This is a genomic window from Rhizobium sp. RHZ01 (genome assembly GCF_014851595.1).
GTDB classification, from domain to species: Bacteria; Pseudomonadota; Alphaproteobacteria; order Rhizobiales; family Rhizobiaceae; genus Rhizobium; species Rhizobium altiplani.
Map to the genome: position 1 here is coordinate 62,892 of NZ_JACUZZ010000028.1, position 15,180 is coordinate 78,071.

Genomic DNA, 15,180 nt, shown 5'->3' on the forward strand with positions numbered 1-15,180 from the left:
TCAAGAGGTGACTTGAATTCGCGGCGTCAAACCGTTGAAATATGATGAGTCGCGGCTCGGTTCTGACGTTCGTGAGACACAGCTGCGCCTTGTCAGCCGAACAGACGCGCGGCGCACCCCGAGACCGCGTAGGGAGTAAGGATGTTGGATAAGAGCCCCGATGCGTTCCGCACCATCAGCGAGGTGGCGGACGACCTAGACCTTCCACAGCATGTCCTGCGCTTCTGGGAGACTCGGTTTCCTCAGATCAAACCGATGAAACGCGGCGGCGGCCGCCGCTACTACAGGCCCGAGGATATTGATCTTCTGAAGGGCATTCGCCACCTGCTCTATGATCACGGCTACACCATCAAGGGCGTGCAGAAACTTCTGAAGACCAACGGCAACAAGTTTGTCATCTCCATCGGGCATGGCGATCTCGCCAGCGTCCAGGCGCTGACGGGCGGCCCGCCGGAGGGCGGTGATGCGGCCGAGCCACGGGTCGGAATGTCCGAGGAGGATCAGGTGGTTGGCCGCGCGAAGCCGCCGATCACACGCCGCTTCTTCAATTTCGGCGGTGGCGATGAAGAATCCCCGGAAATCTCGATCGGCAAGTCGAGCGTCGGCAAGGAGGATCGAGCGCTGCTTCAGGAAGCACTCTACGATCTCCTCGAATGCAAGCGCCTGTTGGATCAAGTTCGCTGATCCAATTTACCGGAGCGCCTCGATGGCTTAGTTAGTGAAGCATCGCCCGCGCGTTCGGACGGCCTCTGCCAAACGCATCGTAGTCGGCGGCGAGCGTAATTCCAGTCAGTACCAAGGAAACCTTCGTGACCGCGTCTCATTCCGTTCCCGGCAAATTCTATGACGCCTTCCTGTTCGATATGGATGGCACGCTCTTGAACTCGATCGCGGTGGTCGAACGCGTCTGGACGGAATGGGCTATGCGGCATGGCCTCGAGCCAGAGGTTTTCCTCAAGACGATCCATGGCATTCGCGCCTCCGACGTCATTCGCCAGCTGGCGTTGCCAGGCGTCGATCCGGAGTATGAGGCAAAGCAGCTACTGAAGGAGGAGATGGAGGACGTTGGAGGTATCGTCTCGATCCCCGGCGCGATCGATTTCCTGAACAGCATTCCACCGGCAAAGTGGGCGATCGTAACCTCGGCACCGATCGAACTCGCCCGGCGGCGCATGGCCGCCGCAGGCATTCCGACGCCCGTGGCGATGGTGAGCGGTGAAGAAGTGGTAGCCGGGAAACCGAGCCCGGAGTGCTACCTGCTGGGGGCCAAGCGCCTCGGAGTCGATCCGACGAAATGCCTGGTGTTCGAAGATGCCGTTGCCGGAATTCTCGCAGGCGAAGCGGCGGGCGCGGATGTGACAGTCATCACCGAGACGCATACGACGCCGTTCGCAACGCCGCACTTTTCGATCTCCGACTATCGGGAGTGGCGTGTCGACACCGGCCCAGACGGGCGCGTTGCGCTGGTCAGATAGCGCGCTAGTGCTTGCGCTGTTGCTGCGCCTGCTTCTTCATGCGCTCGAAAGCAGCAATCATTTTTGCCTTTACCGAACCCAGCGTTCCCAATTCATGTCCGCAGGTGAAGCAGGTAAGGATATCGGTGTCGAGCGGTTCGGGCCGCTCGAATTTCATTCGGGTGTTCCTGCATTTGGGGCAGGGGATCTCAATCTGCATGGTCTTATCCAAAGTCTCGCGTTTCCGAGGTTTCTTATTCGCGGAGGGCCGATCGAGCAAGCGTTTTCGACCACGACCGAGCACTGACACTTCCCGGCGTTGGCAAAAATCAAAATCGAGATGATGCTACTGGCAAGCGAAGAAAGTCGAGTAGCCTCCGACAGTGGCCACTCCCGCGTATCGCAGATTAGGTCGAAGCAGATTCGTGTTATGGCCCCAGGAGCGCCTCCAGCCAGCAAAAAGCTGCTGCGGTGTCGTATACCCCATCGCGACATTCTCTGAACATACCACACTGAGCCCAGCGGCTCTGGCTTGAGCCGATCTCTGGCGGAAACCATAGTGGCTCATGCTTCGCCGAGCTGCCTGGTAGCGGCTATGCTGCTGCGCCAGGGCTTTCAAAGTGCCATTTGCGGCGAGGGGAGACAGGCCACGGCTCGCCCTATACGAATTGATGAGAGCGAGCGTCTGGGAGCCAAAATCGCCTGTCATCGTTGGTGGTTGCGCTGCGCTAATGCATGCCGAACTCAGAACCACAATTGCTATTGTCTGTAGCGTCTTCATTGTCGGATTTTCCATCTTGGCAAGAATTCGCCTTTGGCGGGCCTGAGCAGACACAAAGCAAACGATCCAGGCAACCATAAACGGGCATGACGCCTCGATTTTCGATGTCGAGCCGAAATGTAGATTCCAACGAGCTGGCCAGCTGGGTGATGTCAGGAGACGCTCAGAGGACAAGCGTCAGCTGACGACCCCATTCTGCCGGCACATATTGTTGAAGTTTGTTTGTGCGCTGCCTTGGGCCGTCAGGGTAAACGAAAAGGCCGCTCTTCCCGTCGCACTTGTGTTTCTCAAAACACCGGCGAAGGGCTCTCCGCCAGTAAAGGCACCGCCCTTGTTCTTGGAGTCCACTATGCCGCAAACATAGACGATCCCGGGCTGTCTCTGTGCCGCCATCATGCTCTTGAACGTCGCACTGGAGGGATCTTTGAGGTAGCTTCGAACTGTGTTCTGAATGGCAGAAACCTCGCCCTCCGAGAGGGTATACGGGATTGTCTGCTGAGTGACGCTTCCGCAGGAACTAAGCAACAAAAGGCCGGCGATCATGATTCTCTTCATGTGCTCCCCCATGAGGGCGTCAAACGACAGGCCCCCCGCCAAGAAAATCTCTTCTAGCAGTTGCTAAATCAAGCCAGTATTTCGACGTATCTCGATGGGAACTATGAGCCGGGGTCCGAAACAGGCTACTTACAATTCAGAAGTTTGTGACTCTCTTTGCCTCTAGTCAAGCCTCGCGTTCAAAGCCTTTCGTCACTGCCGGCAAGCGTTTCGATTGCGATCGCCACTCTGAGTGCGCGCATCTTTTATCGGAGGGACCGCACATATTTGATTGCCGACATGCAAAAGACGCTCGCTGGCCTGATTTGCTGTGAGACGCAGGTCTCACGGACGGCAGCGGAACTGCCGTGGAACTTCTGTTGCAACCCCACCTATCCCCGGCTTTCGTTCCTTTTTATTCCTCATGCATGATTTTTCCCTTGCGCCGGAAATTCCAAAATACTAACAGGATCAGGCCGTTTCGGCAGGTCGGGGCGTAGCGCAGCCCGGTAGCGCACTTGACTGGGGGTCAAGGGGTCGCTGGTTCGAGTCCAGTCGCCCCGACCATTTACATAGTAACCTTCGGCACCCCCAGCAGCCGATGGTGATCTCTCTCTCATGGCTAGCCTTGCCGAAAATCAACTGCGACGCAGTTGCCCTTTTCCCGTCAGTGTTTCTGATGTCGGGGCAGCACGGATATATCGCTGATAGAAAAATTTCTTAATCACTCGAATAATTATTAGTTTCATGTAATATATGTTCGACAACTGTTGGTGGACGACCTATGGCCAACCGCGAGGCAAGCGAAACATGCCGGGAAGCTCTGGCGGAGTCCTTCGAGGCTCTGGTCGAGAAGGCCATATCGTCGGGCTGGTCGGAACAGGAAGTCGCACTGGCACTGACGGACCTCGCCGAGACCTATCTGGTCAAGGTCGGCGCAACGGTCATCATCGAGGACTCAATCTATTCGCAGCTTGCCTTTGAGCGGCTGAAAAATTGAGGCGGAAGTCGCCCATCAGACCGGCCTGAAACACGCCGTTCACATATATGTTTCCGTTGGAAATGTTCGGTTGATAAATCACCGGCTCGGGCGCATAGTGCCCGCATCGTCGGCTATGGATGGGCGGTCGACGTCAATGCTAGTGGTGTCATTAGCCCTCATGGAACCTGTGGCGTGATGCTTAAATCCCCAGTTCTTCCACGTGACCTGCCACTTTTCTCGGATGATCTAGACCTCCTGTCCGGAGTACTTGACGATGTCTGCCGGGACAGGGGACTTGCGCGCGATACACCGGCTGCCGAAGTCATCGGCGCGCTCCTGATCCAGCTCTACCGACAGGGCGTTAGGGACAAGGGCAAGCTTGCCGCCCTCGCAAGGGCTTATTTGTAATTTCGGAACCTGAAGAGCGCCCGACTAGTCGTCGTTTGCCGCGTTGAGATTTTCCGGGCGGATCCCTTCGTCGATCCCGGTACGTGCTCGCAGCCTGACGCCCGGTCCGCCTTCGTCATGGTTGCCGCTGGCGATGAAGATGATGCCCGCCGCCTCCAGCGCTTGTTTGACCGCGAGCAGCGCATGCGGCTCGCCTTCCCGCTCATCGCGCTCCATTATTTCGATGGTGGCAGCGGGCAGACCTGAGGCGGTTGCCAGTTGCTCGATGCTCATTCCGGTCATCGCGCGGGCGCCGCGCATTTGTGTCGCTGTGATCATGAATCAAAGACTAGCGCGTCGGCGCTCGTTCGCAAGCCCGATGTGAAGCGCCATTGCGTCTATGGCGCTGTTCCAGCGCGGCGCAGCCCCAGACCACACCGAAAAGCAGATAGACATGTCGCCAGTGATCGATGTCGATGACGTTTCCGATTGCCACATGCCCTAGCACTCCGATCCACGCGATCATCAGATAGGGCTGCCAAGGCCGATCCTTCAGCAGGTTCCTGAACCCGAGATAGATTGTCCAGCAGAGCATGGTGACGTAACTGACAAAGCCAAGCCAGCCGTAGCTCGTCAGCGACTTCAGCCAGACATTGTGCTCATCCTCCGGAAACATCGTGCCGAAGACCAGCGGACCGATTCCGAGCGGTCGTTCCATCATCATCGTGAAGCCGATGCGGTGGCGCTCGAAGCGACCGAGGTGCTCACCGTCATACTGCTGCACGAGCTGGGCGCGCGTCGAAAAGAGCGCACTGACCTTCGGGAACTGCAACGCGACGACCAGCGACGCAACCAGCAACATGATCGCCGCAAGCGACAGAATCAGGATGCGCAGTCGAAACGCGCCGCTGCGTTCCTTGAGTAGCATGCAGAAGATCAGCAGGAGAATCCCGGCGGCAAAGAGGCCCCAGGCCGCGCGCGAGAACGACAAGAAAACGCCCAGTGCCAGGATCAAGAGCGCTACCGCTTTGATCGGCGACGTCCTCAGATTGCTGACAAGAATGGCGTGGACAAGGTAGAGCGATGGCGGGATCAGGAATGGGCCAAATACGTTCGGGTCCTGGAAGGCGCCTTTGGCACGATCGTAGAGCGTGAAGACCTCTGCGCCGGGGAAGGCGTGAAAATAGCCGAGTATCCCGAGCAGGGAGGTGATAACGGCGGCGAACGCCCAGGCATTGAAGATGAGCGGCAGGCGCCGAGGGCTGTCCTCGACGATCGCGGCATAGAAGATCGCAGTCAATGCGAGGAACGTCGAGACCGCGACATACATTGGCCCGGTCCCGAGGTCCTTCATCTGGGTCAGCGAGAGCATGCCGCCGATGTTGAAGGCAAGCAGCAGGGCAAGCAGCGGCGCTGTGAAGCGTGAAATCCTGAGACCGAGGATGAACCAGATGCCGAGAAGGGCGGCCATCCACAGCTCGTAGGGCGCCGGCTCATCGATAACGAAGCCGGAGAGAAAGACACCAAAGGCAACCATCGCCGAACCGATCAGCCGCACCGTTGCTCGTTGCGGTTGAGCAACGCGAAGATGTGTCGCCGAGGCCGCGTTCAATAGGCGTTTTCCGTATTGAACAACCGGAAGGGCGTGAGGAACAGGATTTTCAGATCGAACCAGAGCGACCAGTTCTCGATATAGTAGAGATCGTAGGCGGTCCGGAACTTGATTTTGTCGTCGTGATCGACCTCGCCGCGCCAGCCGTTGATCTGCGCCCAACCCGTCACCCCGGGCTTCACGCGATGACGCGCGAAATAGCCTTCCACGACGTCGCCGAAGAGGCGGTCCTTCGCCTGGGCCAGAATGGCATGTGGGCGCGGGCCAACCAGCGAAATGTCACCCTTCAACACGTTGAAAAGCTGCGGCAGTTCATCGATCGAACTCTTGCGGATGAAGCGTCCGACGGGTGTGACGCGTGGATCGCCTTTGGTGACCGCGGCACGTCCGGTGGGGTCACCCTTGTCGGCATACATTGAGCGAAACTTGAAGATCCTGATGATCTCGTTGTTGAAGCCATGACGGTTCTGCATGAAGAAGACCGGCCCCTTCGAGGTGACCTTGATGGCGATTGCCGTTGCAAGCATGATCGGCCAGAGGAGCGCCAGGGCGAGCAGCGTAAAGACAATGTCGAAACAGCGCTTGGCAACCGAGTCCCAGTCCCTGATCGGCTTGTTGAAGATATCGAGCATCGGGACAGACCCGATGTGCGAATAGGCACGCGGGCGAAAGCGCAGGCGATTTGCGTGCGCAGCAAGGCGAATGTCGACCGGCAGCACCCAAAGCTTCTTCAGCAGCTGCAGGATGCGGGCCTCCGCGCTAAGCGGCAGTGAAATGATCAGCATATCGATACGGGTAATGCGTACAAACTCGACCAGTTCGGCGACCGTTCCGAGCTTCGGATAGCCGGCGACCATGATCGGCGACCGTTTCTCGCCGCGGTCGTCGAAAATGCCACAGATCCGGATGTCGTTGTCGGGTTGCTGTTCGAGAATGCGGATCAACTCCTTGGCCGGTGCCCCGCCACCGACGATCACCGCGCGGCGCTCCATGATGCCATTGCGTGACCAGTTGCGGATACCGTAGGCCGTCAACAAGCGAGCGGCGAGGAGGACGATTGCGCCGGCAATGAACCACGCAAAATGTGCTTGCGGCTGTGCCCGGCCGATGTTGCCGGAGAGTACGCTTGCAGCCGTGACAATCAGGAAGACGGATGCCCACACGGCAAGGACTCGCGGCAGCAGGCGCATGCGGGCGCGGAGCGCTGGGATGGAGTAGGTGTCGGCCGTCTGGAGCGCACTGACGAGGAGTGCCGCAACAACGGTGGCAGCGATCGCCCGCCCTGCAAGGGTTTCGCCCCCGTTCCCGGGCCAGAAGAGGAATGCAAGCAACCCGACGAGAAACTGTGAGGCGAATTCAAAAAGTCGGAACTGACCGATAATGATGGCCGGCGAGCGGTTTCCGGTGCTGAATTGCTCGGCGATCTGACGGGCATAGGCGTTGATCGGCTCCGGTTGAACCGTTCCATCCGCGCCTTCGTCGCGTCGATGGATGTCGGAAACCTGCTTCCGCAGCGCTTCCAGGTCAAACTGCTCGCTTTTCTCTGCCTTGTTCATGAGGCTACCGCCGCTGGTTATCACGCCGGCAATAACAGAAAGCCCCTAAGAAAACTTTTACGAAGCAAGAGCCATAGCTTGCTTCGATTGGGGATCCAGGAGGTCGTGGTACAATTTCAGGACATCGTTGGCCATGATCGAGGCCGAGAAGACCGACCTCACCTGTTCCATCGACGGCATCGCCGCATCATGCCAGCCCGGGATGCGGATCGCGTCCGCCATGGCGCGTGCGAGATCGTCGGTATCCTCGGGGTTGGCGAGTGCAGGGCTGTCTTTGCCCAGCGCCTCTGGAATTCCGCCGACGCGAGTTGCGATGATGGTCTTCCCGGCGCCGAGACCCTCGAGCACGATGTAGGGCATGGCTTCAGCGCGCGACGGAACGACCAGGTTCTGTGACATCGCGAACGCCTGCTGAACGCGCATCGCCGGCAGCATGCTGATGCGCTTGCCCAAACCACGCTCGATCATCATGTCTCGGTATTTGTCGCGCTCGGGCCCGTCGCCGACCATCACGGCCGAAAGTGGGCGTCCGAGAATGCGCTCCGCCTTCGCGAAGGCCTCCACAAAGAGATCGGGACCCTTTAGGTCCCGCAGCATGCCGACGTAGATGTAATGCACGGCATCCGAACGCGTTGGGATGAGCTCGAAATCGCGCTCCGCAAGGCCATTGTAGATCAGCCGCGTTTCCGTTCGCGGCCGCCCGACCTTCCTCGTATAGGCTTCGCGCTCGTACTCGCAGATGAAGACGAGGGCGTCCGTGAAGTACTCCTGCAGACGCTCCATGCGGAGCACGAATTGCCCTACGAGCGACCTCGGAGAATAATGCAGGCTTCCACCATGCGCAGTATAGAGGCGGGCTACGCGATACCTGTTTACCCGCAAGGCCGAGCCGGCAAGCCGCGCGAGCACACCGCCTTTGGCGCCGTGACCGTGCAGCACATCCGGCCGCAAACTTTTAATATTCTTGTACGTATCCCAGATCACTCCGATGTCGGAGAGGCTGACGTGCCGCCGCATGGGCATGCGGGTCAATCCCATCGCCAGGTAGGGACGAATCTCGTCGAACAAGCGGTCTTCATGCTCGCCGCCCGTTGAGCTGTCGCAAAGAATGCCGACTTCGTGCCCCGCCTTGCTGTGCTCCAACACCAGATCGCGGACATGGCGGAAAATTCCGCCGACCGGTGATCTGAAGCAATGGAGGATGCGGAGGGGGGGCTGTTCGGTCATCGAGGATCAGAACAGTCGTTCGCGAACGTAGATCGTGTCGCCGGCGACGATCGCCGAAGAGATGTTGACGCGACCTGTGATCACTTGCCCATTGACCTTCCGGGTTACGTCGACAGCGCCCTGGTTTGCGCGCGACGTAAAGCCGCCGGCAATGGCAACGGCATTCTGCACCGTCATTCCCGGAACGTAGGCGTATTGGCCGGATTGACCGACTTCGCCCATGACGAAGATCGAGCGATAGCGGTCGACATCGATCGTGACATCAGGGTCCCGCAGGTAGCCCTGTCTCAGCTTCTGCGCGATCTGGCCCGACAACTGCTGCAGCGTCCGTCCACGAGCCGGCACCTGCCCGATGAGCGGGAAGGCGATATAGCCGGCCTGGTCGATCGTATAAGTGTTGGTCATGCTTGGCTGGTCGAACACGGTAATGCGCAGCCGGTCGCCGCTATCAAGCGAATAGGGCTGGATCGTCGCCTGATTGAAAGCCTGGGGGGCAGGCTTGTAGCTATTGCAGCCGCTCACGACCGCAGTCATGGCGGCGAGGCTCAGAGCCATCAAGAACTTGGGCTGTGCGAAAGGCATCGCGTCTGCTCATCGGAAAACGAAATAGGTCTCAGCCGTTATCAATCCGTTAGGGTTAATGGTCGGTAAAAAGCGCCGATTTTTTTGGCTTCGGCCAGTCGACGTGTCGCCGGGATTGCCCGAGCAAGCATTAACCGTTGGGTTACTATAGTCATTTACCCTCGCGGCCACGTTTGTTCTCGGAGTACCAGCATGTCCGGTGTATCGGGTAATCAGGATGTGGACATCGATCTCGGACAATTGGTCCGCGCCGTCTGGGCGCGCCGGCTAAAGGCTTTGGCGATTATTGCGTTGGGGGCAGGGGTCGCCTTCACGGGCGCCAAGATGATCTCCCCCAAATACCGAAGCGAAACGCGCATCCTGATCGAGCCGCGTGCTCCTGCTTTCGCCAATGCGCAGGTGAACGACACCAATGCTGGTCCGTTGCTGGACGAGCTCAACATTGCAAGCCAGGTGCAGCTGCTGCAGTCCGCGGATCTCATCAAGCAGGTCATCAACGGCCAGAAGCTCTACGATTTGCCGGAATTCGACGCTGCCGCGAATGGCTCGGCGCTCACCGACATCCTGGTCGCCCTTCACCTCAAGAAGAATCCATATGAAAATCCCCCCGAAGAGCGCGTGATCGACGCTTTCACCGAGCGGCTGCAAGTCTATCAGGTGCCGGGATCGCGGGTGATCGGCATTACCTTTACGTCGAAGGATCCCAAGCTCGCGGCGACAATCCCGAACGCGATGGCGGCGGTCTATCTCGCCACGCAGAGCGGCGCCAAGCTGGACTCGAATTCCGAGGCAACGCGCTGGCTGGAGCCCGAGATCGAAAACCTCCGCCAGAAGGTCAATGACGCCGAGCAGAAGGTGGCGGAATACCGTGCTGAGCACGGACTGCTTCCGACCAACGGCGGCTCGAATTTCGCGACACAGCAATTGAACGACATTTCGGCTGAGCTCACCCGGGTCCGGGGAGATCGCGCAAACGCCGAGGCGCGTGCCCAGTCCGTCCGCAATGCTCTCTCGTCAGGTGAGCCGTCCGACACGCTGCAGGACATCATGTCGTCTCAGTCGATCCAGCGACTGAAGAGCACGGAGTCGGGGCTGCAGTCGCAGATATCCGACCTGCAGACGTCGTTGCTCAACAACCATCCCCGCCTCAAAAGCCTCCGCGCGCAGCTTTCGGATATCAAGGTCCAGATTCGCCAGGAGACGCAGAAGATCCTTGCAAGCATCGAAAACGAAGCGAAGGTCGCTGCTGTTCGCCAAAAGGAACTGGAGCAGCAGGTCGACAGTCTGAAGGCGAACAGCGCCCAGGCCGGCGAGGACGAGGTTGGCCTCAACGCCTTGACGCGTGAAGCGACCGCGCAGCGCCAGCTTCTGGAGACCTATCTCTCTCGCTACCGGGAGGCCGCCTCGCGCGCCGACAAGAACTCAAGCCCGGCCGACGCCCGCATCGTGTCGAGGGCCATACAGCCCGTCGATCCCTATTTCCCGAAGGTTCTGCCGATCGTCATCGTTGCGGCCTTCGCAACTTTCATCATGACGTCCATTGTGATCATGCTCGCCGAACTCTTCAGCGGCCGGGCGCTCCGCCCGGTTGGGATAAGCGAAGAGGAAGAGCGCGAGGATGGGGAACCTCAATCAGCGACCACCGGCTCCGTCAATCGCGTGGGCACACCGAGCCTGTTGGCCACGCCCGCAGACGACGAGCCGGTGGCCGAACAGGCTGAGGACGAGAAAATCGTTGAAACAAACGAATTCTCGATTGCATCCGTCTCGGACTACCTTCGAGGTAGCAGGGCGCCTCTGGCTATCGCCATTTCTCCAACCGGCGACGACGGCTCGGCGGCGACCGTGTCCCTTGTGCGCAAGTTGGCTGAGGACGGCTCGCGGGTCATTCTGGTCGACATGACCGGTTCCGGTCTGCCGACAAACCTCATGGCTGAGGACCGCAAGATGCTCGGCATAACCGATCTGCTCTGCGGCGATGCAGCCTTTGGCGATACGATCCACGGCGACAGCCGCTCAGACGCGCATTTCATTCCGCAGGGCATCAGCGATCCGCGCCGGGCAATGCGCGGTGCCGATCGCTTGTCTCTGCTGCTGGACGCTTTGATCTCGGCCTATGATTTGGTGATGGTGGAATGCGGCGCCGCCGACGTGGCCGGCGTTTCCAGGCTGACCCAAAGCAAGGATGTCGAGATCATTCTCTCGATGCCTGAGATCGTCGAGCAGGAGTTCGTGACTGTCATGACCGAGTTCGAAGCCGCCGGTTATGAACGCGTCGTTCTGATGTCCGATAGCAACGAGTCCATCGAGAACCCAATCTCGCGGCGTGCCGCGTAATCAAACGCCGATAACGCGGCGCAGGCGCTGGGCCACGGCGTAGAGCCTCTGTTGAGACTTGATGAAGCCTTTGCCGCGCGTGATGGCCCGGTGCATTGCGGCACCCACGGTGCCGCGGAGCGAAAGCGGCAGAACGACGTCATGATGCTCAGTCTCTACAGGCGCCCATGAGCGTTTGTATCGCTGGTCGCCAAGGCCGAAATCGAACAGTCTTACGCCCTTGCCGTGCTGGCCGGCTACCATCTGCCAAAACAGAAATTCGCCAGGGCTCGTCTCCGGCGCCGCGCTTTCATCGAAGGCGGTGAACTGGCAGATGATGTGGTCGCCTTTGCGAGAAAGACCGGCGAGCGCGGCGATGCGGCCGTCATGTTCGCCCTTCAGGCGGATTGCGTGCATTTCCAGTCCCACCATCCCGCGGTCGCGGATGTCGATGGCGCCGTGCAGGAACGCTTTGGTCTCCGGGTCTGCAAATACGTCAGGCGACCCGAGCGCCTTGAGACGCTCACGTTTCTGTTCGAAGAAGCGATCGAGCAACTGGTGTTGTTCATCCGGGGTGCCGCTGGAGATGTAGTCGAAGCCACCGAGCGCCTCAAAACGCCGCAGCTGCGCCCGGAACCTCTTGCGTCGGCCCTTGGCATTCACCTGTTGAAGCGTCGACTCCATCTTGTCGAGAAGTGGAAGCTGGTAGGCGTGATTCTGGTTCTGGACCATCGGCAATAATGCCAGGGGATTGCGTCGGCCGCGCCATTCCAACGGAACATTCTGCAGCAGCAGAAGATCGGCGCGTCCGGCCAGAGCACGGCGCAGAGACATCGCAAGCTTTTGAGGCTCCAGATTGTCGGCAAGTTCAATGAAGCGCGTTGAGAGGAGGCCGGTGTTGATGTTGCTGTGATCGGCGCCGATAAATCTGGCGGTCCGGAAGCCATGAAAGCTGGTTATCTCTAGCGGTAGAATGAATGCAGTCTCTCCGCCAATCCTGCCCCAGACGATCGACAGTTGGTGTCCGAAGGCCTTGGTCCACGCCATGCACCAGTCATAGCCTTGGTGAAGAGAATTCAGGTTGTCGCAATCGAGCGCGCGCCAAACGGTCTCCAGCGGCGCCAAGCTATCCAGGACGGCGATGTCGAGTTCTGCCGCCCCAAGCTGCGCATCCGGCGCCAGCCATTCGGAAATACCGGCGTCGGGTTCCGTTGAATGGTGTGCCCTATCTGAAACAGGAAGCTTCTGCGCCTGCACTGATTTTCTCCGGACTGACTTGCAGGCGCGAAGAATAGTCCAACGGAACGTCCATTTGGTTTATGAGCGGCGCTAAACCTTGCTTTCCATCGATCACGGTTATCCCGTCGTTAACGGATCACTGCTGCTTCGGCCCGGCCATCCATTTGATGATGACCATCGCGGGCAGCACCCACAGCAGGCCGGTCAATAAAAAGTACAGGAGCTGGCCCCACCATGGCGCGTCACCGAGCGTGGCGACCGCAATCGTGTTTGCGAGCAGCGCATAGGCGAGCACGAGCACGACGATCAGGATCGTACCGATGAATTTGCGGAGGCGGACAGGCATCAAATATCTTTCAAACTGGTGTTCCGATTGCCGCGACGGCATGCCGCAAAGGTTCGGGGCTTGTTTTGCATGAGCCGCTCAGGCAAATCAACTACCGGACGTAAGGAGCAGCCATGGCGATCGCGAACTTGACCACCCAACAGCAAATACTGCGTGAGATACGCCGGCAGGATGGCAATCGCCGGGCCGTTCGCATCTGGCTGGGCTTTGTGCTCCTGGCGCTGTTCTGTCTTGTGATCATCGGCGGAGCCACCCGGCTCACGAATTCGGGGCTTTCGATCACCGAATGGAAGCCGATCCATGGTGTCATTCCGCCTCTCGGCGCCGCGCAGTGGGACGAGGAGTTCAGGCTCTATCAGCGCATTCCCGAATATCAGCAGATGAACAGCGGAATGACGGTCGACGAGTTCAAGGGCATCTTTTGGTGGGAATGGGCCCATCGCCTGATCGCACGTGGCATTGGTGTCATCTTCGCGCTGCCGCTGCTCTATTTCTGGTTGGCGGGAAAGGTGGAGAGACGGTTGCGTTGGCCGCTCTTCGGAATTCTCATGCTGGGTGGACTGCAGGGTGCGATCGGCTGGTGGATGGTGTCGTCAGGACTCTCCGTCCGAACCGACGTCAGCCAATACAGGTTGGCAACGCACCTGATCATGGCCTGTCTTATCTTCGCGTCCTGTATGTGGATCATGCGAGGGCTTTCCCCTCACTCCGATGACAAGGCGCCCACACAAGGCTCGCATGTCTGGGCGGGCGCAATCGCGGCGTTTGCGCTTTTCCAGATCTACCTCGGAGCGCTCGTCGCAGGCCTCGACGCCGGCTTCACCTATAATACCTGGCCATTGATGGATGGCGCCGTCGTGCCCTCGGATCTGCTGATCCAGCAGCCGGCCTGGATCAATTTCTTCGAGAACCCCAAGACCGTGCAGTTCGTTCATCGGCTGGGCGCCTACACCCTTTTTGCGCTGACGCTGATCAACATGATCATAGCTCTGACCGCAGCGCCCTCCACGACGCATGCCCGGCGCGCCGTCGTCCTGTTTGTTCTGGTGACAATACAGGCGGCGATTGGTATCGCGACCTTGCTGCTGCAGGTCCCTCTTCATTGGGGGCTGCTGCATCAGGCGGGAGCGCTGGTGGTCTTTGGCTTCGCCATCGCCAATTGGCGGGGGTTCTATGGAGAGTATCCGCGCGAGACCATGATTGCCGAGCGGGACTAAGGCGCGTCGCTGGGATCAGCGAAAGTCCCGTTCGAACGTCAAGCATCAGATGGCAAATGCCGCCAGCCTCATTTGAGGCCGTCGACGTGTTGTTTACCGGTTTAATTACTACTGGTTGCAAGAAATGGTCGGTTCGTTGATGGTGGACGTTGGGTCTATCAAGAGGGACTGGAGCCGTTGAATGCCCGAACCCCGCTCGCCACGACTGGCCGTACTTATCGATGCTGACAACACTTCCGCAAGAATCGCTGCTGGCTTATTCGAGGAGATAGCCAAGATCGGCGAGGCAAGCGTTCGGCGCATTTATGGCGACTTCACCAGTTCCTGTTCAAAAGCATGGAACGACGTGCTGGCGCGACACGCGATAGTCCCTCAGCAGCAATTCGCGTACACGACCGGCAAGAATGCTTCCGACATCACTCTTGTCATTGATGCCATGGACCTGCTGCACAGTGGCCGTTTCGACGGCTTTTGTCTTGTATCCTCGGACAGCGATTTTACGCGACTTGCCTCGCGAATCCGTGAGCAGGGCATCGATGTTTTCGGATTTGGCGAGCAGAAGACACCGGAGAGTTTCCGGCAGGCATGCCGTCGATTCATCTATACCGAAAACCTGGTGCCCACGGTCACATCAAACGGCAGGGAGGTTACGCAAGCGCCCTCCCTACGCCAGCCGAGCGCAGCGACGCCCGTCATCAAGAAGGTCATCGCTCAGATGGAGAGTGAAGATGGATGGGTATCGCTCGGTGCGGTTGGAGCGCAGCTCGCAAATCTGGCGTCGGACTTCGATCCTCGGACATATGGCTTCCGGAAGCTAAGCGACCTCGTCAAGAAGACGAACGCGTTCGACATGAACACTGTCGAAGGCAAGCCGCTCCGTATCCGGGTGAAACAGCCATCGCCAAAAGCATAAAAAAATCCGGCTGCGTCACCGCAGTCGGATCCTG

At 59.0% G+C, this 15,180-nt stretch carries 17 protein-coding genes and 1 tRNA gene; 8 read left to right on the forward strand and 10 right to left on the reverse strand.

The window, feature by feature from the left end; translation table 11 throughout:
• Positions 1 to 141 precede the first annotated feature (141 nt).
• Positions 142 to 684 (forward strand): MerR family transcriptional regulator, encoded by a 543-nt coding sequence (locus tag IB248_RS24620; protein ID WP_018859820.1) that lies wholly within the window; start codon positions 142 to 144, stop codon positions 682 to 684.
• A 125-nt stretch (positions 685 to 809) separates the two neighbouring features.
• The gene (locus tag IB248_RS24625) at positions 810 to 1,475 is read left to right on the forward strand and encodes an HAD family hydrolase (protein ID WP_018859821.1); all 666 of its coding nucleotides are present in this window, start codon (positions 810 to 812) and stop codon (positions 1,473 to 1,475) included.
• A 4-nt stretch (positions 1,476 to 1,479) separates the two neighbouring features.
• Here the strand turns inward: IB248_RS24625 and IB248_RS24630 are convergent, their stop codons facing one another.
• The 3 genes from IB248_RS24630 to IB248_RS24640 form a co-directional block, all read right to left on the reverse strand.
• Positions 1,480 to 1,632 (reverse strand): hypothetical protein, encoded by a 153-nt coding sequence (locus tag IB248_RS24630; protein WP_018116344.1) that lies wholly within the window; start codon positions 1,630 to 1,632, stop codon positions 1,480 to 1,482.
• A gap of 168 nt (positions 1,633 to 1,800) precedes the next feature.
• Positions 1,801 to 2,313, reverse strand: coding sequence for a CAP domain-containing protein (locus IB248_RS24635; protein ID WP_348648622.1), 513 nt, complete (start codon positions 2,311 to 2,313; stop codon positions 1,801 to 1,803).
• Positions 2,314 to 2,412: 99 nt separating this feature from the next.
• Entirely contained in the window at positions 2,413 to 2,790 is a 378-nt protein-coding gene (locus tag IB248_RS24640) for a hypothetical protein (protein WP_037090569.1), read from the reverse strand.
• 469 nt (positions 2,791 to 3,259) lie between these two features.
• Between IB248_RS24640 and IB248_RS24645 the strand changes: the two genes are divergently transcribed.
• The 3 genes from IB248_RS24645 (at position 3,260) to IB248_RS24655 (ending at position 4,159) form a co-directional block, all read left to right on the forward strand.
• Positions 3,260 to 3,336 (forward strand) — tRNA-Pro (locus tag IB248_RS24645).
• A 217-nt stretch (positions 3,337 to 3,553) separates the two neighbouring features.
• Positions 3,554 to 3,769 (forward strand): hypothetical protein, encoded by a 216-nt coding sequence (locus tag IB248_RS24650; RefSeq protein WP_029792597.1) that lies wholly within the window; start codon positions 3,554 to 3,556, stop codon positions 3,767 to 3,769.
• Positions 3,770 to 3,946: 177 nt separating this feature from the next.
• Positions 3,947 to 4,159, forward strand: a complete 213-nt coding sequence (locus tag IB248_RS24655) for a hypothetical protein (protein ID WP_018859824.1) — start codon at positions 3,947 to 3,949, stop codon at positions 4,157 to 4,159.
• A 24-nt stretch (positions 4,160 to 4,183) separates the two neighbouring features.
• Here IB248_RS24655 and IB248_RS24660 read toward each other — a convergent pair whose 3' ends face one another.
• From IB248_RS24660 to IB248_RS24680, 5 genes are read right to left on the reverse strand one after another with little or no spacing between them, the layout of a single operon-like run.
• Positions 4,184 to 4,477 (reverse strand): DNA-binding protein, encoded by a 294-nt coding sequence (locus IB248_RS24660; RefSeq protein WP_018116340.1) that lies wholly within the window; start codon positions 4,475 to 4,477, stop codon positions 4,184 to 4,186.
• A 10-nt stretch (positions 4,478 to 4,487) separates the two neighbouring features.
• Entirely contained in the window at positions 4,488 to 5,750 is a 1,263-nt protein-coding gene (locus IB248_RS24665; protein ID WP_169681029.1) for an O-antigen ligase family protein, read from the reverse strand.
• Positions 5,747 to 7,306 carry an undecaprenyl-phosphate glucose phosphotransferase gene (locus IB248_RS24670; protein WP_192241821.1) on the reverse strand — a complete coding sequence of 520 codons (1,560 nt, stop codon included), beginning with the start codon at positions 7,304 to 7,306 and terminating at the stop codon, positions 5,747 to 5,749. The genes IB248_RS24665 and IB248_RS24670 overlap by 4 nt, the downstream gene beginning before the upstream one ends.
• A 57-nt stretch (positions 7,307 to 7,363) precedes the next feature.
• Positions 7,364 to 8,533, reverse strand: a complete 1,170-nt coding sequence (locus IB248_RS24675; RefSeq protein WP_192241822.1) for a glycosyltransferase family 4 protein — start codon at positions 8,531 to 8,533, stop codon at positions 7,364 to 7,366.
• A gap of 6 nt (positions 8,534 to 8,539) precedes the next feature.
• Positions 8,540 to 9,115 carry a polysaccharide biosynthesis/export family protein gene (locus tag IB248_RS24680; RefSeq protein ID WP_025661216.1) on the reverse strand — a complete coding sequence of 192 codons (576 nt, stop codon included), beginning with the start codon at positions 9,113 to 9,115 and terminating at the stop codon, positions 8,540 to 8,542.
• A 192-nt stretch (positions 9,116 to 9,307) separates the two neighbouring features.
• Between IB248_RS24680 and IB248_RS24685 the strand changes: the two genes are divergently transcribed.
• Positions 9,308 to 11,452 (forward strand): Wzz/FepE/Etk N-terminal domain-containing protein, encoded by a 2,145-nt coding sequence (locus IB248_RS24685; RefSeq protein ID WP_192241823.1) that lies wholly within the window; start codon positions 9,308 to 9,310, stop codon positions 11,450 to 11,452.
• Here the strand turns inward: IB248_RS24685 and IB248_RS24690 are convergent, their stop codons facing one another.
• On the reverse strand, positions 11,453 to 12,688 hold the full coding sequence (locus IB248_RS24690) for a GNAT family N-acetyltransferase (RefSeq protein WP_192241824.1): 1,236 nt from the start codon (positions 12,686 to 12,688) through the stop codon (positions 11,453 to 11,455).
• 118 nt (positions 12,689 to 12,806) lie between these two features.
• On the reverse strand, positions 12,807 to 13,016 hold the full coding sequence (locus tag IB248_RS24695) for a DUF2842 domain-containing protein (RefSeq protein ID WP_018859831.1): 210 nt from the start codon (positions 13,014 to 13,016) through the stop codon (positions 12,807 to 12,809).
• 113 nt (positions 13,017 to 13,129) lie between these two features.
• Here IB248_RS24695 and IB248_RS24700 point away from each other — a divergent pair, with 113 nt between their 5' ends.
• Together IB248_RS24700 and IB248_RS24705 are read left to right on the forward strand one after the other, a co-directional pair.
• Complete coding sequence (locus IB248_RS24700) at positions 13,130 to 14,233, forward strand: COX15/CtaA family protein (protein WP_029792688.1); 1,104 nt, start codon at positions 13,130 to 13,132, stop codon at positions 14,231 to 14,233.
• A gap of 181 nt (positions 14,234 to 14,414) precedes the next feature.
• Positions 14,415 to 15,146, forward strand: a complete 732-nt coding sequence (locus IB248_RS24705; protein ID WP_029792690.1) for an NYN domain-containing protein — start codon at positions 14,415 to 14,417, stop codon at positions 15,144 to 15,146.
• Positions 15,147 to 15,180: the final 34 nt, after the last annotated feature.

Coding starts and splice junctions, on each gene's coding strand:
- IB248_RS24680 (WP_025661216.1), bottom strand. CDS start 9,115: ATGCCTTTCGCACAGCCCAAGTTCTTGATGGCTCTGAGCCTCGCCGCC.
- IB248_RS24670 (WP_192241821.1), bottom strand. CDS start 7,306: ATGAACAAGGCAGAGAAAAGCGAGCAGTTTGACCTGGAAGCGCTGCGG.
- IB248_RS24630 (WP_018116344.1), bottom strand. CDS start 1,632: ATGAAATTCGAGCGGCCCGAACCGCTCGACACCGATATCCTTACCTGC.
- IB248_RS24635 (WP_348648622.1), bottom strand. CDS start 2,313: ATGGTTGCCTGGATCGTTTGCTTTGTGTCTGCTCAGGCCCGCCAAAGG.
- IB248_RS24685 (WP_192241823.1), top strand. CDS start 9,308: ATGTCCGGTGTATCGGGTAATCAGGATGTGGACATCGATCTCGGACAA.
- IB248_RS24705 (WP_029792690.1), top strand. CDS start 14,415: ATGCCCGAACCCCGCTCGCCACGACTGGCCGTACTTATCGATGCTGAC.
- IB248_RS24695 (WP_018859831.1), bottom strand. CDS start 13,016: ATGCCTGTCCGCCTCCGCAAATTCATCGGTACGATCCTGATCGTCGTG.
- IB248_RS24655 (WP_018859824.1), top strand. CDS start 3,947: ATGCTTAAATCCCCAGTTCTTCCACGTGACCTGCCACTTTTCTCGGAT.
- IB248_RS24675 (WP_192241822.1), bottom strand. CDS start 8,533: ATGACCGAACAGCCCCCCCTCCGCATCCTCCATTGCTTCAGATCACCG.
- IB248_RS24620 (WP_018859820.1), top strand. CDS start 142: ATGTTGGATAAGAGCCCCGATGCGTTCCGCACCATCAGCGAGGTGGCG.
- IB248_RS24660 (WP_018116340.1), bottom strand. CDS start 4,477: ATGATCACAGCGACACAAATGCGCGGCGCCCGCGCGATGACCGGAATG.
- IB248_RS24700 (WP_029792688.1), top strand. CDS start 13,130: ATGGCGATCGCGAACTTGACCACCCAACAGCAAATACTGCGTGAGATA.
- IB248_RS24650 (WP_029792597.1), top strand. CDS start 3,554: ATGGCCAACCGCGAGGCAAGCGAAACATGCCGGGAAGCTCTGGCGGAG.
- IB248_RS24640 (WP_037090569.1), bottom strand. CDS start 2,790: ATGAAGAGAATCATGATCGCCGGCCTTTTGTTGCTTAGTTCCTGCGGA.